The sequence below is a fragment of the Streptomyces sp. ML-6 genome, from assembly GCF_030116705.1.
Classification (GTDB): domain Bacteria; phylum Actinomycetota; class Actinomycetes; order Streptomycetales; family Streptomycetaceae; genus Streptomyces.
The window spans coordinates 443234-464100 of the sequence record NZ_JAOTIK010000001.1 but is presented as its reverse complement, the minus strand read 5'-3'; the positions used below and the strand labels follow the sequence as shown (position 1 = coordinate 464100).

General features: G+C 72.4%; 18 protein-coding genes. 13 read left to right on the top strand and 5 right to left on the bottom strand.

Annotated features, from left to right (window positions below):
* The first annotated feature begins 123 nt into the window (after positions 1–123).
* The 4 genes from OCT49_RS02120 (at position 124) to OCT49_RS02105 (ending at position 4715) form a co-directional block, all read left to right on the top strand.
* The gene (locus OCT49_RS02120; protein WP_283850181.1) at positions 124–870 is read left to right on the top strand and encodes an SDR family oxidoreductase; all 747 of its coding nucleotides are present in this window, start codon (positions 124–126) and stop codon (positions 868–870) included.
* A 250-nt stretch (positions 871–1120) separates the two neighbouring features.
* The gene (ctaD, locus tag OCT49_RS02115; protein ID WP_283850180.1) at positions 1121–2851 is read left to right on the top strand and encodes an aa3-type cytochrome oxidase subunit I; all 1731 of its coding nucleotides are present in this window, start codon (positions 1121–1123) and stop codon (positions 2849–2851) included.
* A 29-nt stretch (positions 2852–2880) separates the two neighbouring features.
* Positions 2881–3222: a hypothetical protein gene (locus OCT49_RS02110; RefSeq protein ID WP_283855641.1), complete on the top strand. Its 342-nt coding sequence runs from the start codon at positions 2881–2883 to the stop codon at positions 3220–3222.
* A gap of 131 nt (positions 3223–3353) precedes the next feature.
* Complete coding sequence (locus tag OCT49_RS02105) at positions 3354–4715, top strand: NAD(P)/FAD-dependent oxidoreductase (protein WP_283850179.1); 1362 nt, start codon at positions 3354–3356, stop codon at positions 4713–4715.
* An 88-nt stretch (positions 4716–4803) separates the two neighbouring features.
* Here the strand turns inward: OCT49_RS02105 and OCT49_RS02100 are convergent, their stop codons facing one another.
* Positions 4804–5802 (bottom strand): aldo/keto reductase family protein, encoded by a 999-nt coding sequence (locus OCT49_RS02100; RefSeq protein WP_283850178.1) that lies wholly within the window; start codon positions 5800–5802, stop codon positions 4804–4806.
* A gap of 52 nt (positions 5803–5854) precedes the next feature.
* Positions 5855–7030, bottom strand: a complete 1176-nt coding sequence (gene rho, locus OCT49_RS02095; protein ID WP_283850177.1) for a transcription termination factor Rho — start codon at positions 7028–7030, stop codon at positions 5855–5857.
* A gap of 380 nt (positions 7031–7410) precedes the next feature.
* On the opposite strand from rho, the gene OCT49_RS02090 reads away from it, so the two are divergent.
* Positions 7411–8292 carry a GNAT family N-acetyltransferase gene (locus OCT49_RS02090; protein WP_283850176.1) on the top strand — a complete coding sequence of 294 codons (882 nt, stop codon included), beginning with the start codon at positions 7411–7413 and terminating at the stop codon, positions 8290–8292.
* Positions 8293–8347: 55 nt separating this feature from the next.
* Here OCT49_RS02090 and meaB read toward each other — a convergent pair whose 3' ends face one another.
* Genes meaB through mutA form a run of 3 tightly spaced genes read right to left on the bottom strand, consistent with a single transcriptional unit; the run spans position 8348 to position 13410 of the window.
* On the bottom strand, positions 8348–9337 hold the full coding sequence (gene meaB / locus OCT49_RS02085; RefSeq protein ID WP_283850175.1) for a methylmalonyl Co-A mutase-associated GTPase MeaB: 990 nt from the start codon (positions 9335–9337) through the stop codon (positions 8348–8350).
* Between the two features lie 12 nt (positions 9338–9349).
* Positions 9350–11551 carry a methylmalonyl-CoA mutase gene (scpA, locus tag OCT49_RS02080; RefSeq protein WP_283850174.1) on the bottom strand — a complete coding sequence of 734 codons (2202 nt, stop codon included), beginning with the start codon at positions 11549–11551 and terminating at the stop codon, positions 9350–9352.
* A complete protein-coding gene (mutA, locus tag OCT49_RS02075; RefSeq protein WP_283850173.1) occupies positions 11551–13410 on the bottom strand; it encodes a methylmalonyl-CoA mutase small subunit in 1860 nt (619 codons plus the stop codon). Before mutA ends, scpA begins: the two co-directional genes overlap by 1 nt.
* A gap of 207 nt (positions 13411–13617) precedes the next feature.
* On the opposite strand from mutA, the gene OCT49_RS02070 reads away from it, so the two are divergent.
* From OCT49_RS02070 to OCT49_RS02035, 8 genes are all read left to right on the top strand, one after another.
* Positions 13618–14013, top strand: a complete 396-nt coding sequence (locus OCT49_RS02070) for a TOBE domain-containing protein (protein ID WP_148836071.1) — start codon at positions 13618–13620, stop codon at positions 14011–14013.
* 47 nt (positions 14014–14060) lie between these two features.
* Positions 14061–14849, top strand: coding sequence for a molybdate ABC transporter substrate-binding protein (gene modA / locus OCT49_RS02065; protein WP_283850172.1), 789 nt, complete (start codon positions 14061–14063; stop codon positions 14847–14849).
* A 106-nt stretch (positions 14850–14955) separates the two neighbouring features.
* Complete coding sequence (locus tag OCT49_RS02060) at positions 14956–16902, top strand: ABC transporter permease (protein WP_502963325.1); 1947 nt, start codon at positions 14956–14958, stop codon at positions 16900–16902.
* Positions 16903–17217: 315 nt separating this feature from the next.
* Entirely contained in the window at positions 17218–18015 is a 798-nt protein-coding gene (locus OCT49_RS02055; RefSeq protein ID WP_283850170.1) for a tyrosine-protein phosphatase, read from the top strand.
* 150 nt (positions 18016–18165) lie between these two features.
* Positions 18166–19140 (top strand): DUF8832 domain-containing protein, encoded by a 975-nt coding sequence (locus OCT49_RS02050; RefSeq protein ID WP_283850169.1) that lies wholly within the window; start codon positions 18166–18168, stop codon positions 19138–19140.
* Positions 19141–19215: 75 nt separating this feature from the next.
* Positions 19216–19620, top strand: a complete 405-nt coding sequence (locus OCT49_RS02045) for a DnaJ family domain-containing protein (RefSeq protein ID WP_283850168.1) — start codon at positions 19216–19218, stop codon at positions 19618–19620.
* A gap of 57 nt (positions 19621–19677) precedes the next feature.
* Positions 19678–20220 carry a GNAT family N-acetyltransferase gene (locus OCT49_RS02040; protein WP_283850167.1) on the top strand — a complete coding sequence of 181 codons (543 nt, stop codon included), beginning with the start codon at positions 19678–19680 and terminating at the stop codon, positions 20218–20220.
* Positions 20221–20332: 112 nt separating this feature from the next.
* Positions 20333–20854, top strand: coding sequence for a DUF6328 family protein (locus tag OCT49_RS02035; RefSeq protein WP_283850166.1), 522 nt, complete (start codon positions 20333–20335; stop codon positions 20852–20854).
* Positions 20855–20867: the final 13 nt, after the last annotated feature.

The window sequence follows — 20867 nt, the reverse complement described above, 5'->3', positions numbered from 1 at the left end:
GCCGGGGCGCTCCCGTGTCCCGGGCCGGTGCCGGGCGATCCGCGCGAACCGGGTACGAGGAGCCGCCCCGGCCGGTAGGTTCGCAACCCGGACCGACCGGACCACCAGGGGAGGGCAGGAACCGTGCCAGCAGGGCTGACAGGCAAGAACGCCGTGGTCACCGGAGGATCGCGGGGCATCGGACGCGCCGTCGTCGAGCGGCTGTGCCGCGACGGGGCGCGCGTGGTCTTCAACTACGCCACCGACGACGAGGCGGCCGAGGAGGTCGTCCGCACGGTACGGGAGAACGGCGGCGAGGCGCGGGCCGTCCGGCAGGACCTCGCGGACCCGGACGGCGCGGAGCGCCTGATGGCGGTCGCCGAGGAGGAGCTCGACGGGCTGGACATCCTGGTGAACAACGCCGCCCTCTGCCCCATCCCCTCCCTGATCGTGGACACCGACCCGGAACTCTTCGACCGGGTGATTGCGGTCAACACCCGGGCGGTCTTCCTGACGATCCGCCACGCGGCCCTGCGGATGCGCGACGGCGGACGCATCGTGAACATCTCCACGGCCAACACCGTGCGACCGGGCCCCGGCATCTCCGCCTACGCCGCGGGCAAGGGTGCGCTCGAACAGCTCACCGCCGTGGCGGCCCACGAACTCGGCGCCCGCTCGATCACCGTCAACACCGTCTCGCCCGGCGCCACCGACACCGACATGCTGCGCGCCGCCAACCCGCCGCAGGCACTGGAGGCGGTCGTCGGCATGACGCCCCTGCGCCGGCTGGGGGAGCCCGCCGACGTGGCCGACGTGGTCGCCTTCCTCGTCGGCCACGACGGGCGCTGGCTCACCGGCCAGAACCTGCGGGCCACGGGCGGACTGGCCTGAGCGTCGCCCGGGAGGCCGGTGACGGCACCGGTCGCGGACACCCTGGACACCCCGGACACCCCCTGCGTCCGGCGGCGCCCTGATGGGTGAAAGTCGCGCGACGGCGGGCGCAGGGCCGCGCACAGCCGCCGCACGGCTGATTTGCTGCACCTGGAATCCGGGGTGACGCGCGTGGGCCGGTCCGCGGGCCGGCCGGGCGCCCCTGCCGGGTGCCCGGCCCACCGTGCACGACGATCGAAGGAGCGTCCCAGTGACGACGACGGGCACAGCAGGGGAAACCGAGGCGGAGGAGGCGTACGCGAACGAACTCCCGGTCCACGCCAAGGAACCGGGGAACGTCGTCGTCAAGTGGCTGACCACCACCGACCACAAGACGATCGGCACGCTCTACCTGGTGACGTCGTTCGCCTTCTTCGTCCTCGGCGGGGTACTGGCCCTGGTCATGCGCGCCGAACTGGCCCGGCCGGGAATCCAGACCGTGTCGCCCGAACAGTTCAACCAGGCGTTCACCATCCACGGCACGATCATGCTGCTGATGTTCGCGACCCCGCTGTTCGCCGGATTCACCAACTGGATCATGCCGCTGCAGATCGGCGCGCCCGACGTGGCGTTCCCGCGGCTGAACATGTTCGCCTACTGGCTGTACCTCTTCGGTTCGATCATCGCGGTGGCCGGCTTCCTCACCCCGCAGGGCGCGGCGGACTTCGGCTGGTTCGCCTACTCCCCGCTCTCGGACGCGGTCCGTTCGCCGGGGATCGGCGCCGACATGTGGATCATGGGTCTGGCCTTCTCCGGCTTCGGCACGATCCTCGGTTCGGTCAACTTCATCACCACGATCATCTGCATGCGCGCCCCCGGCATGACGATGTTCCGCATGCCGATCTTCACCTGGAACGTCCTGCTGACCGCCGTCCTGGTCCTGATGGCCTTCCCGGTCCTCGCCGCGGCCCTGCTGGTGCTGGAGGCGGACCGCAAGTTCGGCGCCCACGTCTTCGACGCCGCCAACGGCGGCCCCCTGCTCTGGCAGCACCTCTTCTGGTTCTTCGGCCATCCGGAGGTGTACATCATCGCCCTGCCGTTCTTCGGCATCGTCAGCGAGATCATCCCGGTCTTCAGCCGGAAACCGATCTTCGGGTACGTCGGCCTGATCAGTGCGACGATCGCCATCGCGGGCCTCTCCGTGACCGTGTGGGCCCACCACATGTTCGTCACGGGCGCTGTGCTGCTGCCGTTCTTCTCGTTCATGACCTTCCTGATCGCCGTACCGACCGGTGTGAAGTTCTTCAACTGGATCGGCACGATGTGGCACGGTTCGCTGTCCTTCGAGACCCCGATGCTCTGGTCGATCGGCTTCCTGGTCACCTTCCTGTTCGGCGGCCTGACCGGGGTGATCCTGGCGTCCCCGCCGATGGACTTCCACGTCTCGGACTCGTACTTCGTCGTCGCGCACTTCCACTACGTCGTCTTCGGCACCGTGGTCTTCGCGATGTTCGCCGGATTCCACTTCTGGTGGCCCAAGTTCACCGGGAAACTGCTCGACGAACGGCTCGGAAAGATCACCTTCTGGACGCTGTTCGTGGGCTTCCACGGCACGTTCCTGGTGCAGCACTGGCTCGGTGCCGAGGGCATGCCGCGCCGCTACGCGGACTACCTCGCGGCGGACGGCTTCACCGCGCTGAACACGGTCTCGACGATCTCCTCGTTCCTGCTCGGGCTGTCGATGCTGCCGTTCTTCTACAACGTGTGGAAGACCGCCAAGTACGGCACGTACGTCGGCACCGACGACCCGTGGGGCTACGGCCGCTCGCTGGAGTGGGCGACCTCCTGCCCGCCGCCGCGGCACAACTTCCTCACCCTGCCCCGGATCCGTTCCGAGTCCCCGGCCTTCGAGCTGCACCACCCCTCGCTCCGCGAACTCCACAAGTCCTTCAACCGCCCCGGCGGCGCACCGGCCGACCTCCCGGGGGACGACCGGACGTGAGCACGGCGTCCCGGGACGGGGAGGAGCGAGTGGACCCGGGCGAGGACACCGCCCGCGGACTGGCACAACTGCAGGGTTACCTGTTGTGGAGCGCCGAGATCGAGGAGGCCCGCCGCCGGGCGGCCCGCTTCACCGACGGGCTGCCCTGGCTCACCACCGCTCAGCGGGAGGACGTGGAACGGGCCTACACGGCCGACCGGCTCGCCGCCTCCCGGGCCGCGCTGACCCGGATCGCCACCAGGTCCACCGCGCTGCGCGGCGAGTACGAGGCGCGCTACCGCAGGCTCAGGACGCGCTGCGTGGCCACCGGGGTCGTGCTCGTCGGCGCGGCCTGCGGCACCTGCGCGGCGCTCGCCCTGCTGTCCCGCTGACGCGCGGTGTCGTCCGTCCGCCGCCCCCAGCAGGCGAAGTCCGCGCCGACTCGTCAGGATGAGTGACGACGGGCGCGTGCGACGTGGCAGGCGAACGGACGACCGTGCAGGCCCGAGAAGGGACGAAGACCGTGGCACGACCCAGAATTCTCGTTGTCGGCGCCGGATTCGCCGGAGTGGAATGCGTACGCCGTCTGGAGCGCGGCCTCATTCCCGGCGAGGCGGAGATCGCGCTCGTCGCCCCGTTCTCGTACCAGCTCTACCTGCCCCTGCTGCCCCAGGTGGCGGCCGGTGTGCTCACCCCGCAGTCGGTCGCCGTCTCGCTGCGCCGCAGCCAGAAGCACCGCACCCGGATCATTCCCGGCGGGGCCGTCGGGGTGGACCCCGAGGCGAAGATCTGCATCATCCGCAAGATCACCGACGAGATCGTCTACGAGCCCTACGACTACGTCGTGCTCAGTCCCGGCAGCGTCACCCGCACCTTCGACATCCCCGGCCTGCTGGACCACGCCCGGGGCATGAAGACCCTGGCCGAGGCCGCGTACGTGCGCGACCACGTGATCGCCCAGCTCGACCTCGCCGACGCCAGCCACGACGAGCACGAGCGGGCCTCGCGCCTGCAGTTCGTGGTGGTCGGCGGCGGATACGCGGGCACCGAGACGGCCGCCTGCCTGCAACGCCTCACCAGCAGCGCGGTCAAGCACTACCCCCGGCTCGACCCGAAGCTGATCAAGTGGCACCTCATCGACATCGCCCCGAAGCTGATGCCCGAGCTGGGGGACAAGCTCGGCCGCAGCGCCCTGGAGGTGCTGCGCAGCCGGGGCATCGAGGTGTCGCTCGGCGTCTCGGTGGCCGAGGCCACCGCCGAGACGGTCACCTTCACCGACGGCCGGGTGCTGCCCTGCCGCACCCTGATCTGGACGGCCGGGGTCACCGCCAGCCCACTCGTCGCCACCCTCGACGCGGAGACGGTGCGCGGCCGGCTCGCCGTGACCGCCGAGATGAGCCTGCCCGGCTTCGACGGCGTCTTCGCGCTCGGCGACTGCGCGGCCGTGCCGGACCTCAGCAAGGGCGACGGGGCGGTCTGCCCGCCCACCGCGCAGCACGCCATGCGCCAGGGCCGCCGGGCGGCCGCCAACCTCATCGCGACGCTGCGCAACCAGCCGCTGAGGCCGTACGTCCACAAGGACCTCGGCCTCGTCGTGGACCTCGGCGGCAAGGACGCCGTCTCCAAGCCGCTCGGCGTCGAGATGCACGGGATCGCCGCGCAGGCCGTCGCCCGCGGTTACCACTGGTCGGCGCTGCGGACCAACGTCGCCAAGGCCCGGGTCATGACCAACTGGGTGCTGAACGCCGTCGCGGGCGACGACTTCGTCCGCACCGGCTTCCAGTCCCGCAACCCGGCCAAGCTGCGCGACTTCGAGTACACGGACGCCTATCTGACCCCGGCCCAGGTCCGCGAGCACACCGCCGCGCTGCACACCGGCACCTGAAACCGCGGCCCGCCGTCCCGGCGCCTGAAACCGAGGCCCGTCGTCCCGGCGCCGGCCGCGATTGGCGCCGGGACGACGGCCGATCCGGTCAGCTGTCGCCCGCGTGCCCCGCCGTCAGCGCGGGATTCCGCTCCACCACCGGGTCCAGGATGTCGTCGATCCCCTTCAGCAGCTCCGCGTCGAGCGTCACCCCGGCCGCCCCGACGTTCTCCGTCACCTGCTCCGGCCTGGACGCGCCGATGATCGCGGCGGAGACGTTCGGGTTCTGCAGCACCCACGCGACCGCGAGCTGGGCCAGGCTGAGACCGGCACCGTCGGCGAGCGGCCGCAGGCGCTGGACGCGTTCCAGCACCTCGTCGCGCAGCCAGCCGGCCACCATGTTCGCGCCGCCCTTGTCGTCCGTCGCCCGCGAACCGGCCGGGAGCGGCGCGCCGGGCCGGTACTTGCCGGTGAGGGCGCCCTGGGCGATCGGGGACCAGACGATCTGGCCGATGCCCAGTTCCTCGGACGCGGGCACCACGTCGCTCTCGATGACCCGCCACAACGCGGAGTACTGCGGCTGGTTGGAGATCAGCGGCACCCGCAGCTCGCGGGCCAGCCCGTGCGCGGCGCGCAACTGATCGGCGGTCCACTCCGAAACGCCGATGTAGAGGGCCTTCCCGGAGCGGACGACGTCGGCGAACGCCTCCATGGTCTCTTCCAGCGGCGTCGAGTGGTCGTAGCGGTGGGCCTGGTACAGGTCCACGTAGTCCGTCTGCAGGCGGCGCAGCGAGTTGTCGATGGATTCCATGATGTGCTTGCGGCCGAGCCCCCGGTCGTTGTGTCCGGGACCGGTCGGGAAGTAGACCTTGGTGAACACTTCGAGGCCCTCGCGGCGTTCGCCCTTGAGCGCCCGGCCCAGGACGGCCTCGGCCCGGGTCTCGGCGTAGACGTCCGCGGTGTCGAAGGTGGTGATTCCGGCGTCCAGGGCGGCGCGGATGCAGGCGGCGGCCGTGTCCTCCTCCACCTGGGAGCCGTGGGTGAGCCAGTTTCCGTAAGCGATCTCACTGATGGTCAGGCCGCTGCGGCCGAGCCGGCGGAACTCCATGTGACTGCTCTCCCTGCGTTCGTGGGGCGCGTCGTGCGATGGCCCGGCCATGTTATTGCGCCGGTCCGGTGCCTTCCGGGTGGACCCGGGTGCCCGGGACGGTGCGGTGGACGGCGCGGAGGAACGCGGCGTTGTCCGGTGTGCGGCGGAGCCGGTCGAGCAGTGTTTCGAGCGCGGTCCGCGGGTCCCTGGTGAGCAGCGCGCGCCGCAGCCCCCGTACCGCCCGCAACTCGCTCTCCGGTACGAGGAGTTCCTCGCGCCGGGTGCCGGAAGCGGGGATGTCCACGGCCGGGTGGATCCGCCGGTCCGCCAGGGCGCGGTCGAGCCGGAGCTCCATGTTGCCGGTGCTCTTCAGCTCCTCGAAGAAGTAGTCGTCGGCGCGGGAGCCGGTCTCCACCAGCGCGGTGGCCAGGACGGTGAGGGAGCCGCCCTCCTCGGCGAGTCGCGCGGCGCCGAAGAGCTGCTTGGGGCCGAGCAGGGCGGCCGCGTCGACACCGCCGCTGAGGGTGCGCCCGCCCGCGGCGGAGGCGTTGTTGTGGGCGCGGCACAGACGAGTGAGGGAGTCGAGCAGGACGACGACGTCCCGGCCCTGCTCGACCAGCCGCTTGGCGCGCTCGACCGCGAGTTCGGCGAGGGCGATGTGCTCCTTCGCCGGCCGGTCGAACGTCGAGGCGAGCACCTCGCCCCGTACGGACCGGCGCATGTCGGTGACCTCCTCGGGGCGTTCGTCGACCAGCACCACCATCAGGTGGCACTCGGGATGGTTGGCGGCGACGGCGGCGGCGATCTGCTGGAGCAGCACCGTCTTGCCGGTCCTGGGCGGCGCGACGACGAGCCCGCGCTGCCCCTTGCCGATCGGTGCGAGCAGGTCGACGAGACGCATCGCGGCACCGCCGGACGGGGTCTCCAGCCGCAGCCGCTGCCGGGGATGGAGCGGGGTGAGGTCGCGGAAGCGCGGCCGGCCGCGAAGCGCCTGCGGGGGAAGGCCGTTGACCCGCTCCACGGTGGACAGGACGCGGGGCCGGTCGCAGTGCCCCTGGACCACGTCGCCCCGGCGCAGGCCGTGGTGACGGATCAGGGCGGCCGGGACCACCACGTCGCCGGGGGAGGGGAGGCCGCCCCGGACGCGCAGCGCGCCGTTGCCCTGGTCAGTGGTGTCGAGGACGCCTTCGGCTTCCTCGGTGGTCGACTCCCGGTGCAGGAGCGGGTGTTCAAGAGTGCTGGTCATGGAGGGCGGTCCTTTCGCGGACATGGCGAACGAAGGTGCCGGACGGCGCGGGCGGAAGGGATCACGCCGCGCACGACGGGCGGGAAAGCTCGGACGGGGAGAACCGGGTCCGAACTGGGTGAGATGAAACGAAAAGCCGGATCGCCGGTCGGAAGAGGACGGGCGCGGCGGCTCCGGAGAGGTGAATCGGCACCGGTGCCTTGAAACGAGGCATACACGTGTGCTGATCGCACGATAGCACGACGTTCGGGTGTGAGGGGAGGCAAGGGGGATCGGGCCCCGATATCCGGTTGCCGCGGCGTTCGCGAAGTGATGTGGTTCTCCGGGCCACTCGCCCGTACACCCGTTCCGACCGGCGCCCCGGGCGCGGAGGCCTCACCTTGTCGCTACGCATCACTGCACTGACCGACCCCGACCGGTCCGGTGGCAGCCACCGCCTGGCCTGGCTCGCCTCCGACCCGGAAGGCGGCCCGGTCGGCTCGGCGTTCCTGCGCGTCTTCACCCGCGAGGGCCAGGGCCACCTCGCCGAACTGGAACTCCACGTCCACCCGGCGGAGCGCCGCGGGGGAGTCGGCTCGCGGCTGTTCGACGCGGCGGTCGCCGCCGCCCGCGAGGAGGGGAGGCGCAGCGTCATCGCGCAGACCGGGGCCGGTTCCCCCGGCGACCTCTTCCTGCGGGCCAAGGGGATGCGCAGGGTACTGACCCTCACGTACGTCCGGCTCCCGCTGGCGAGCACCGACACCGGGGCCTTGCGCCGGACCGTCGGGCAACCGCATCCGGGCTACCGGCTCATCTCCTGGGACGGCACCGTCCCGGACGGACTCGCGCCGACGTTCGCCGCGTCTCGCCGGGCCATGGACGACATGCCCATGGACGACACCGACTTCGGCACGGTCGTCTGGGACGTGGAACGGGTCAGGTCCGCCGCGGCGGCCGTAGCCGCACGCGGCGACCTGCTCCACACGGTCGCGGCGGTCGACGACTCCGACGGCACGATCGTGGGCTTCACGGAACTCGTCGTCCCGGGCGACGGGAAGGGCGACGCCCAGCACTACGGCACCGGAGTCCTTCCCGAGCACCGGGGGCACGGCCTCGGCCGGTGGATGAAGGCCCGGTCCGTGCTGTGGGCCCGGGAGAGCCACCCGGACCTGGAGGGGCTGCTGGCGGACACCGCCGACAGCAACACGCACATGCGGCGCATCAACGACGAGTTCGGCTACGAGCCGACGCACACCTCGATCGAGTACCAGCTCGATCTGTAGGGGCCGCCCGTCCGGTGGCCGGGGCGGGGCCCCGGCCACCGGACCGTCCTCCGGATCAGGCCGTGCCCCGGAACGCGTCCAGGATCTGCTCGGCCGCGAGCGTGGCCGTCAACTCGCCGTCCCGGACCCGCTGTTCGAGCTCCGGGGCGAGCGAACGCACCGCCGGATGGCCGCGCAGGCTCTCCAGCAGCTCGTCCCGCACCATCGTCCACGTCCAGTCGACCTGCTGGTCGCGCCGCTTCGCGGCGAGCCGGCCGGTCGATTCGAGCAGCGCGCGGTGCTGCTCCAACCGCTCCCACAGGGTGTCGAGACCGGTGGACTCGCGCGCGCTGCAGGTGAGCACCGGCGGCTTCCACGCCGCGTCCGCCGGGTGCATCAGCCGCAGCGCCCCGGCCAGTTCGCGCGCCGCCGCCCGCGCGTCGCGTTCGTGCGGACCGTCGGCCTTGTTGACCGCGATGGCGTCCGCCAGCTCCAGGACGCCCTTCTTGATGCCCTGGAGCTGATCGCCGGTACGGGCCAGGGTCAGCAGCAGAAACGTGTCGACCATGTTGGCCACCGCCGTCTCCGACTGGCCGACGCCGACCGTCTCCACCAGCACCACGTCGTACCCCGCGGCCTCCATCACCACGATGGACTCCCGGGTCGCCTTCGCCACCCCGCCGAGCGTGCCGGCCGTGGGGGACGGGCGCACATACGCCGCCGGGTCCACCGCGAGCCGCTCCATCCTGGTCTTGTCGCCCAGGATGGAGCCCCCGGTACGGGTGGAGGAGGGGTCGACGGCCAGCACCGCGACCCGGTGCCCGAGCCCGGTGAGCATCGTGCCCAGCGCGTCGATGAAGGTGGACTTGCCCACGCCCGGCACCCCGCTGATGCCGATCCGCCGGGCCGCACCGGAGTGCGGCAGCAGTTCGCGCAGCAACTGCTGGGCCAGCACCCGGTGATCGGGGCGGGTGGACTCGACGAGGGTGATGGCCCGCGCGATCTGCGCGCGCCTCCCGTCGAGCACCCCCTTCGCGTAACTGTCGATGTCGATCTTCACGGCCATCGGGTCAGCGGCTCACAGCTCGTGGCCGAGCTCGGTGCCGAGCCGCGTCACCAGGTCGTACGCGGCGTCCGGGATCACCGTGCCGGGCGGGAACACGGCCGTGGCACCCGCCTCGCGCAGCGCGTCCACGTCCTGCGGCGGAATCACCCCACCCACCACGATCATGATGTCCTCGCGCCCCTCGGCCGCCAGCTCCTCGCGGAGCGCCGGGACGAGCGTGAGGTGCCCGGCGGCCAGCGAGGAGACGCCCACGATGTGCACGTCCGCCTCCACCGCCTGCCGCGCCACCTCGGCCGGCGTCTGGAACAGCGGGCCGACGTCCACGTCGAAGCCCAGGTCAGCGAAGGCCGTCGAGATCACCTTCTGGCCGCGGTCGTGACCGTCCTGCCCCATCTTGGCGACCAGGATGCGCGGACGGCGCCCCTCGGCCTCCTCGAACCTGTCCACCAGCGCCCGGGTCCGGTCCACGGAGGGGGACTCACCTGCCTCGTTGCGATACACACCGGAAATCGTACGGATCTGGCCGGCGTGCCGTCCGTACACCTTCTCCAGGGCGTCCGAGATCTCGCCCACGGTCGCCATCGCGCGGGCCGCATCGACGGCCAGCGCCAGCAGATTGCCGTCGAGACCGGGGCCGGGGTCACGCCCGGCGGCGGCCGTCAGCGCCCGCAGCGCCGCCTGGCACGCGGCCTCGTCGCGCTCCTCGCGCAGCCGGCGCAGCTTCTCGATCTGCTGGGCGCGCACCGAGGAGTTGTCGACCTTGAGCACCTCGATCTGCTCGTCGCTCTCCACCCGGTACTTGTTGACCCCGATCACCGGCTGGCGCCCGGAGTCGATCCGCGCCTGGGTGCGTGCCGCGGCCTCCTCCACCCGGAGCTTCGGGATGCCCGCGTCGATGGCCTGCGCCATGCCGCCCGCCGCCTCGACCTCCTCGATGTGCTGCCAGGCCCGGCGCGCCAGGTCGTACGTCAGCTTCTCCACGTACGCGCTGCCGCCCCACGGGTCGATCACCCGGCCGGTGCCCGACTCCTGCTGGAGCAGCAGCTGGGTGTTGCGGGCGATCCGTGCCGAGAAGTCCGTCGGCAGGGCCAGCGCCTCGTCGAGCGCGTTGGTGTGCAGCGACTGGGTGTGCCCCTGGGTGGCGGCCATCGCCTCCACACAGGTCCGGGTCACGTTGTTGAACACGTCCTGCGCGGTCAGCGACCAACCGGACGTCTGCGAATGGGTGCGCAGCGAAAGGGACTTGGCGTTCTTCGGCTCGAACTGCCCGACCAGCTTGGCCCAGAGCAGCCGGGCCGCCCGCAGCTTCGCGATCTCCATGAAGAAGTTCATGCCGATCGCCCAGAAGAACGACAGCCGCGGCGCGAACGCGTCCACGTCCAGCCCCGCCTCCCGCCCGGCCCGCAGGTACTCCACCCCGTCCGCCAGGGTGTACGCCAGCTCCAGATCGGCCGTCGCACCCGCTTCCTGGATGTGGTAGCCGGAGATGGAGATCGAGTTGTAGCGCGGCATCTTCTGCGAGGTGTACGCGAAGATGTCGGAGATGATCCGCATCGAGGGCTTGGGCGGATAGATGTAGGTGTTGCGGACCATGAACTCCTTCAGAATGTCGTTCTGAATGGTTCCGGCCAGCTTCTCCGGCCCGACGCCCTGCTCCTCCGCGGCCACGATGTACAGGGCGAGCACGGGGAGCACCGCGCCGTTCATCGTCATCGACACCGACATCCGGTCCAGCGGGATGCCGTCGAAGAGCTGACGCATGTCGTAGAGGGAGTCGATCGCCACGCCCGCCATGCCGACGTCACCGGTCACCCGCGGGTGGTCGCTGTCGTAGCCGCGGTGGGTCGGCAGGTCGAAGGCGACGGACAGGCCCTTCTGACCGGCCGCGAGATTGCGGCGGTAGAAGGCGTTGGACTCCTCGGCGGTGGAGAAACCGGCGTACTGCCGGATCGTCCAGGGCTGGTTGACGTACATCGTCGGGTACGGGCCCCGCAGGTACGGGGCGATGCCCGGGTACGTGTCGAGGAAGTCGAGCCCTTCCAGGTCGCGCCCGGTGTACAGCGGCTTGACCGCGATGCCTTCCGGGGTCTGCCACAGCAGGTCGTCGTCCGACCCGCCGGAGGACTCCTTCAGCGAGGCACGCCACTGGTCCTCGGACACTTCGGCGGCATCGCCCGGACCGAGGTCGATCCCGGAGAAGTCGGGGATACGCATTACGCCACATCCATACGGTCGAGGAGGGAGGAGAGCACGGCCACCACGTCGGAGCCGGCGAAGACGTACTCGTCGACACCGGCGTGCTCACCGGGCCGGCCCGCGAGGAACACCCGCTGCGCGCCCGCCGACCGCAGCGCCCCGGCGACCGCCGCGGCCTGCTCGGCGTAGAGCGCGTCGCTGGAACACAGGCACGCCACGGTGGCCCCGGAGGCGGAGAACGCCCCGGCGGCCGTCGTCGCGTCGACGGTGACCGGGTCGTGGACCGGCTCGATGCCGCCCGCCCGGAACAGATTGGCGGCGAACGACGCCCGCGCGGTGTGGGCCGCGGCGGGCCCGAGCGCGGCGAGGAACACCTTCGGCCGCTGCCCGGTCGCCGCGAGGTGCGCGTCCGACCGGGCGCGCAGCGCCTCGAACGCCTCGTCGCGACGGACCCGGGGCAGACCGCCCGGGGCCACCGGATCGGCGGGGGCGGCCTCGCGCTCCACCGGACGCTCCGCCAGCAGCGGGAACTCGCTCACCCCGGTGATCGGCTCCTTGCGGCGCGCCAGGTCCTTGCCGCGCGCCGCCCAGGTCGCCGCGAGGCGCTCGCGGATCATCCCGGAGCGCAGGGCGGCGGCCTGACCGCCGGAGCGCTCGATCTCCTGGAAGAACGACCACGCGGCATCGGCGAGTTCGGCGGTGAGCCGCTCCACGTACCAGGAACCGCCGGCCGGGTCGATCACCCGGGCCAGATGCGACTCCTCCAGCAGGATCGTCGACGTGTTGCGGGCGATGCGCCGGGCGAACGCGTCCGGCAGCCCCAGGGCGTGGTCGAACGGCAGCACGGTGACGGAGCCGGCCCCGCCGACCCCCGCGCCCAGACAGGCCAGCGTCGTCCGCAGCATGTTCACCCACGGATCGCGCCGCGTCATCATCACCGGGGACGTCACCGCGTGCTGGCGCTGCGCACCGGACCCGGCGGCCCCGCACACCTCGGCCACCCGGGACCACAGCCGTCGGGCGGCCCGCAGCTTGGCGATGGTCAGGAACTGGTCGGCGGTCGCCGCGTACCGGAACTCCAGCTGCCCGCAGGCCTGCTCGACCGTGAGACCGGCCTCCGTCAGGTCCCGCAGGACGGCGACGCCGGTCGCCAGCGAGGCGCCCAGCTCCTCGGCGGCCGAACCGCCGGCCTCGTGGTACGGCAGCGCGTCCACGGTCAGCGCCCGCAGCCCGGGGAACTCCCGCGCGCACCGCAGCGCCCAGCGGACCGCGTCCGAGGTGTCGGGCTCGGTGCCGCCGCGGGCCGCCAGGGCGAACGGGTCCGCGCCGAGATTCCCGCGGAGGGTCGGGGCGCCGACCCCGCGCTCCGCGGCGATGCGCAGCAACTCCGTCGCGGCGGCGTCGAGTTCGCCCCCGGCGTCGAGAACCACGGGGGCCAGGTCGAGGAGGACGCCCTCCAGCGCCCTCGCCAGACCGGACACCGGTACGCCCCCGGCGCCGCCCACGGTCAGCCACAACGAGGTGACGCCGTTCTCCAGGTCGGAGAGCACCGCCTCGTTGAGCCGCGCGGGATCCGCGAGGGTGTGCCGCTGCCGTACGTCCCAGCCGCCCGCCGCGTTGCCCTCGGCCGTGCCGCCGCGGGTGAAGGGGGCGAAACCCGGATATCCGGCATCGGGCGCGCTGTCGCGCGAAGTGTAGAGAGGGCGGGTGATGAGCCCGTCCTCCACCGTGGTGGACAGTGCTTCCTCGGCGGCCGTCCCCGCGGCCTCCTTGCCCGACTTGCGCAGCACGCCCTCGACGAGGCGTTGCCACTGCTCATGGGCAGGGGCGGGGAATTCGGCGGCCAACGAAAGCCCGTCGGCAGGCAGGACCGTCATGCCCAGATGCTAGGTCAGGTCGCTATAGGGCAGCATGGGTTCCGCTTGTGACCTTGCACTCTGCCGACCGCACTTGATCCTTCACGCACCGTGGCGTAGCCCGGTCGCCGCAGACGCCCGTCGGTTCCTCCAGGGCTCCTGGCATTTGCCCCACAGAACGCCACAGTGCGTTGCAGATGCAAGATTAATTCGAATATCTTGTCGCACATGCAGTCCTACACCATCGGGCAGGCGGCGCGCCTGCTGGGCGTGAGCCCCGACACGGCCCGCCGCTGGGCGGACGCCGGAAGGGTCGCCACCCACCGCGACGAAAGCGGCCGCAGGGTCATCGACGGCCGCGACCTGGCCGCGTTCTCCATCGAGGTCGGCCAGGGCGGCGGGGGCGAGGACGAGCCCTCGTACACCTCGGCCCGCAACGCCTTCCCGGGCATCGTCACCGCGGTGAAGCTCGGCGACGTCGCGGCACAGGTCGAGATCCAGGCGGGCCCGCACCGGCTGGTCTCCCTGCTCACCCGGGAGGCCGTCGAGGAACTCGGGCTGGAAGTCGGCATGCGGGCCACCGCCCGGGTGAAATCCACCAACGTGCACATCGACCGCGTCTGACCACGCACGCCCAGGACACGCCCCCTTCCCAAGGAGCCACCGTCACCATGACGACCACCCCCGGCAGGCGCCGCGTCGCCGCCGCGACCACGACCGCCGCCCTGCTGCTCCCGCTCGCCGCCTGCGGCAGCAATGAGGAGCAGCCCGCCGGGAAGTCCGCGCCGTCCTCCGGCGCCCGGCTGACGGTGCTCGCGGCGGCCTCCCTCACCGACGTATTCGAGACCGCGGGCGCCGCGTACGAGAAGGAGCACCCGGGCACGAAGGTGACCTTCTCCTTCGCGGGTTCCCAGGAACTGGCCGCCCAGGTGAAGCAGGGCGCCCCCGCCGACGTACTGGTCACGGCGGACACCAGGACGATGGACGGACTGGGCGACGAGACCGGGACTCCCACCGTCATCGCGAAGAACCGCCTGGTCATCGCCACCGAAGAGGGGAACCCGAAGAAGATCGGCGGCCTGGAGGACCTGACGGACCCCGGCCTGAAGGTCGTCCTGGCCGCCCCCGAGGTGCCGGTCGGCCGCTACAGCGAGCAGGTCCTCGACGCCCGGAAGCTCACCGTGAAACCGGTCTCCCAGGAGCCCAGCGTCCGCGCCGTCCTCAGCAAGGTCGAACTCGGCGAGGCGGACGCGGGCATCGTCTACCGGACCGACGCGGCCACGGTCCCCGACAAGATCGACGCCGTCGACATCCCCGACGCGCAGAACGCCGTCGCCTCCTACCCGGCCGCCACCCTGCGCCAGTCCGGTGACGGCAAGGCCGCGACGGCGTTCGTGAAGTGGCTGAGCACCCCCGCCGCCCAGAAGATCCTCCGGGCGGCGGGTTTCCAGCAGCCGTGACCCGCCGCGGCCGGCCGTCCTGCCGATGTGCCGACGGCGCGACGGCCGGCCCGTCCGGGGGAGCCAGGTTCCCCGTACCCCGTACCGATCCCTCCAGGGAATGCCGATGAGAGCCCTCCGCAGCCGTGTGCCCGGCGTGCGCACCCCCGTCGCCCTGGCCCTTCCCGCCCTGCTCGCCGTCGCGTTCCTGCTGGTGCCGCTGATCGGCATCCTGGCCCGCACCCCCTGGGCCGACCTCGGCGCCCACCTGACCGATCCGGACGTCACCCGGGCGCTCAGGCTGTCCCTGCTCGTCTCCTTCTGGGCGCTGGGACTGTCCCTGCTGCTCGGGGTGCCGCTGGCCTGGCTGCTGGCCCGGGTCGACTTCCCCGGCAAGGCGCTCGTCCGTTCCCTGGTCCTGCTGCCGATGGTGCTGCCGCCCACTGTCGGGGGCGTGGCCCTCCTCCTCGGCTTCGGCCGACGGGGGCTGCTGGGCCCCTGGCTGGAGGACGCCTTCGGCATCACCCTGCCCTTTCACACATCGGGCGCGGTGGTCGCGGCGACCTTCGTGGCGATGCCGTTCCTCGTCATCAGCCTCGAAGGGGCACTGGCCGGCCTGCGCCCCGCGTACGAGGAGACCGCGGCCTCCCTCGGGGCCCCGCCGGTCCGGGTGTTCCGGACCGTCACCCTTCCGATGGTCGCCCCCGGCCTCGCCGCCGGGGCCGCCCTCACCTGGGCGCGCGCACTCGGCGAGTTCGGGGCGACCATCACCTTCGCAGGAAACCTGCCGGGCACCACGCAGACGCTGCCCCTCCAGGTCTATCTGCTGCTCCAGGAGTCCCCGGAGGCCGCCACCTCCGTCTCGCTGCTGCTGCTCGCCATCGCCATGGCCGTACTCGTCGCCCTGCGCGGGCGCTGGACCGGAACGCCGCGCGACCGCTCGCGCGCCCCCGGCCCCGTCCCGGACGACCCGAAGGACCCGGCAGCGACGGAGCCCCCGGCCGACCGGGAGGTGCCGTCCCCCGCCCGGCAGGAGCACTGGTCGCTGCATGCCGAGGTGACCGGCTTCAACCGGCTGACCCTCGACGCCGGAGCCGGCACCACGATCGCCGTCGTCGGCCCCAACGGCGCGGGCAAGACGACCCTGCTGCGCGCCCTGCTCGGCCTGACCCCGCGCGCCCGCGCCCGGCTGCGCCTCGGCGACACCGACGTCACCGCACTGCCCCCGCACCGCCGCCAGGTCGCCTGGGTGCCGCAGGACGGCGCGCTCTTCCCGCACCTGAGCGCGCTGACGAACACCGCGTACGGGCTCCGCGCCCGCGGCGTCCCCCGGGCCGAGGCCCGGCGCGAGGCGCAACGGTGGCTCGACCGGCTGGGCGTCGGCCACCTCGCCCACCGCAGACCCGCCCAGCTCTCCGGCGGCCAGGCCCAGCGCGTGGCCCTGGCCAGGGCACTCGCCGCCCGCCCCCGGCTGCTGCTGCTCGACGAGCCCCTCGCGGCCCTCGACCAGACCACCCGCGCCCACGTCCGGCGCACCCTGCGCACCCACCTCGCCGGGTTCGGCGGCGTCTGCCTGATCGTCACCCACGACCCCGTCGAAGCGGCCTCGCTGGCCGACCGGGTGCTCGTGCTCGACGAGGGCCGCACCCTCCAGTACGCGACCCCGGCCGAGGTGACCCGGCACCCGCGCTCGCCGTGGGTCGCCCGGATGCTCGGCCGCAACGCCTGGGCGGGCACCGCGGCCGGTGACGGCACCCTCGCCCTCGCGGACGGCGGCCGGCTGGTCGTCGCGGACGCGCCCGCCGAGGGGACGGCCGTCCTCGCGGTCATCGCCCCGGAAGCGGTCGCGGTGCACCGCGACCGGCCGGCCGGGAGCCCGCGCAACGTCTGGCCCGGCATCGTCCGCGAACTCACCGCCGTGGGCAGCCGGATCAGGGTGGCCGTCGTCCTCGACGAAGCACCGGACCTGGTCGCCGAGATCACCCCCCAGGCGGCGGCCGAGCTGGGCCTCGGCGAGGGAACGGCCGTGTGGGCGAGCGTCAAGGCCACCGAGGTCACCGTCGTCACCCGGTGAACGGACCGGCCTTGATCCGGACCGGACGCGTACGGCAGGAAAAAAAGGGGGCGGAAATTCGATTCTCTCCGGCCGACCCGTACGGCAAAAGGGTGGAAGGTCGACCGGGAGGTCTGGGAAAGAGTTGCTTTTCCCTGTGAAAACGCTCCTGACCTGGGCATGCAAGGGGTTGATTTCACATTTCCTTTATCTCCATAGGGGTTCCCGATCGCCGCCGCCCGGCGTTTTACTTTGTCGATTCACCGGGCGCGTGCGACGTTTGACCGGCCAGGCCGAATCAATGCGCACACGCGTCGGGAACAGGGGAATTTCATCGTGCAGACCGCCAGGGCCGTCCCGGCATCCACCGTTCTCAACCTGCGCGACCTGGGTGGTATCGCCCTGGGGCGGGGGCAGCGGGTGCGGCCCGGGGTCGTACTGCGCTCCGGTCAGCTCAGCGGGCTCGACGCGGCGCAGGACTCGGAGGTGGCCGCGCTCGGCATCCGCACCGTCGTCGACCTGCGGACCGCCGACGAGCGCTCCGCGGCACCGGACCGGCTGCCTCCCGGGGCGCGGCTGTTCGTCGCCGACGTGCTCGGGGGCAACCCGGGGGTGGCGCCCGCCCGGCTGCGCGCACTGCTCGCCGACCCCGTCGAGGCCGAGCGGCTGCTGGGGGGCGGGAAGGCGGAGGAGATGTTCGCCGGGACCTACCGGCAGATGGTCCTCTCGCCGGGTGCCGCGGCCGCCCACCGGGCCTTCGTCGAGACGGTCGCCGACGACCGGGCCCGCCCGGTGCTCTTCCACTGCACGGCGGGCAAGGACCGGACCGGCTGGGCCACCGCCCTCCTCCTGATGGTGCTCGGTGCCTCGCGCGAGGCCGTCCGGGCCGAGTTCCTCGCGGTGAACCCGGTGGTGCGGGTCGCCTTCGCCCCCTACGTGCAGGACTTCCTCGACGCGGGCGGCGACCCGGACATCGCGTCCGCGATCAGCGAGGTCCGGCCCCGGTACCTGGACACGGCGCTGGACGCCATGGACGAGCGGTGGGGCGGGCTGGAGGGCTATGTGCGCGACGGCCTGCGGATCCCGCAGGCCGCGCTGGAGCGGCTGCGCGGCGGACTCGTGGTGCCCGCCTGAGCCGGACGCCCCGGCGCGTACCGGCGGACCCCGCCTTTCGCGAGGACGGGGGACGAAGCCGCCCTCCCGGGTTGACTTGATACCCCTAGGGGGTATCTTGTGGTGTGTCGGGGGGCGCGGCCTCCCGGTCCACCCGAGGAGGAAACCGTCATGAACAACGCCCTGAGGATCACCGCCTTCGCCGCCGCACTCGCCGCGACCTTCGGAACCGCGTACGGCGTGGGCAGGAGCGTCGACCCGCTGGTGGCGGCCGAGGACCGCCCCGCGCAGCACGGCGGCCACGGCGGGGGAGAGGGGGCGGGCGGGGGGGAGGAGAAGCGGAAGGCGGCGGACCATGCGGCCGGTGGCCTGGGGATATCCGACGGCGGATACACGCTGGCGCTCGAGAACCCGGTGATCCGCGCCGGGGCCCGCAGCGAGATCCGGTTCACCGTCAAGGACGACAGCGGACGCAAGGTCACCGCCTACCGGCGCGAGCACGGCAAGGAACTGCACTTCATCCTCGCGTCGAGCGACCTCACCCAGTACCGGCACCTGCACCCCGTCCGCGCGGCCGACGGCACCTGGTCGACCTCCGTCGACCTGCCCGAGGCCGGTGGCTACCGGGCGTTCGCCGACTTCACCCCCGCCGCCCCGGGGGCCGGGAACCTCACCCTGGGCGCGGACCTGGCCGTCTCCGGCGCGTACCGCCCCGCCGCACTGCCCGCCCCGCGCGCCACCGCCGGGACCGACGGATACGACGTCGCGCTCGACGGCGACCTCCGGGCCGGCCGGTCGGGCGAACTGAAACTGACCATCAGCCGGAACGGCCGCCCCGTCACCGACCTCCAGCGCTACCTCGGTGCGTACGGGCACCTGGTCGCCCTGCGTTCGGGCGACCTGGCCTACCTCCACGTCCACCCGAACGAAGGGGGCCCGGGCCCCGAGGTGTCCTTCACCGCCACGGCGCCCAGCGCGGGCACGTACCGCCTCTTCCTCGACTTCCAGCACGAGGGCAAGGTGCGCACGGCCGCCTTCACCCTCCGGGTGCCGGCATCCGCCGAGAAGGGCGGCGACCACCAGGAAAGCAGGAGCGAGGGCGGGAACAAGAGCAAGGACGAGGGTGGCGCCGGGCACGCGCACTGACCCGGCCGCCCCGGCCGCGTACCGGCCCCGGGTATCGTGAAAGCACGGATTACGAAACTCCGGAAGGGGCGTACGTTGACCGAGCGCAAACCCCCGAACGTCAGCTTCGAGTCATGGGTCGACAAGCAGATCCGGGAATCCGAACAGCGGGGAGACTTCTCGCAGTTGCCGGGTTTCGGGAAGCCGCTCGACAGCGTCGAGGCCCCCTACGACGAGAACTGGTGGATCAAGCGGAAGATGCAGCGCGAAGGGGTGTCGGTGCTCCCCCCGGCGCTGGCCCTGCGCAAGGAGGCCGAGGAGGTGTCCGCGGCCGTTCCCGGGGTGCGCACGGAGGCCGAGGTGCGGCGCATGCTCACCGAGGTCAACGAGAAGATCCGGGCGGCCATCAGGCGGCCGCCGTCGGGACCGCTGCTGAACCTCCGGCCGTTCGACGTCGAGGCCGTGGTCGAGGAGTGGCGCGCCGCGCGCGACTCCGCGTGAGGGCCTGCCGGGCGACGGCCGTCCGGCCCCCGGGCCCGGATGAGTAATACTCGGCCCATGACATCGAGCATTACGCGTCCGGGCGGGGTATCGCGCCGGGCGGCCGTGCACGTCAGGCGGGCGACCGCCCGGGACGCGAAGCGGCTCACCCGACTGGTCAGGACCTCCAGCGCCTACGAGGGGCACTACGCCGCGATGGTCGCCGGCTACCGGGTGGGCCCCGACTACATCGAGACCCACCGGGTCTTCGCGGCCGTCGAGACCGGCACCGACCGGCTGCTCGGCTTCTACTCGCTCATCCTCTCGCCGCCGGAACTCGACCTCATGTTCGTCGCCGACGACGCGCAGGGGCTCGGCATCGGACGGCTCCTCATCGGGCATCTGCGCGGCGAGGCGGGCCGGGCCGGGCTGAGCGGCGTCCGCGTCGTCTCGCACCCGCCGGCCGAGGGCTTCTACCGGAGCATGGGCGCCCTGCGCACCGGCATGTCGGCGGCCCGCCCGCCCGCGGTGATGTGGGACCGGCCCGAGCTGCTGCTGCCGGTCGGGGCGCCGGGGGAGGCAACCGGCCCGGACCGCGGCGCGGATCCGCGCGAGGGGTGACCCCGGCGCCGTGCCGCGGGCCGAGGGGCATGAACATGCTCGCGCCCGCCGCCGGGTCTACGGTGAGGGAGGAGGGGGCGCGTACGGCCGGGTATTCGGACGGAGGCTCCTGGTGACCCCGACAGCAGGCCCCTTCGGCGGTTCGGGCCGCCACGAGACCCCCGAGGAACGGGCGGACCGACGGTGGACGGACCTGCTCCAGGAGCTGCGGGTGGCCCAGACGGGCGTCCAGATCCTGTTCGGCTTCCTGCTCGCCGTGGTCTTCCAGCCACGCTTCGCCGAGCTCTCGGACACCGACCGCAACATCTACGTGGTCACCGTGATGCTGGGCTCGGCCACCGCCGCCGCCCTGATCGGACCCGTCTCGTACCACCGGCTGCTCACCGGACGGCGGCTCAAACCGCAGACGGTCACCTGGGCGTCCCGGATGACCTTGCTCGGGCTCATCCTGCTGTTCTGCACCATGTGCTCCGCCCTGCTGCTCATCCTCCGGGTGGCCCTGCACGACTCCGTGGCCCTGTGGCTGGTGGGCGGCATGGCGGCGTGGTTCCTGGCCTGCTGGTTCGTGTTCCCGGCCTGGGCCCTGGTCCGCTCCTCGTCGCCCGGTGGGGAGGAGCGCCCCGGGCCGGAATGAGCCGGCCCGGGGG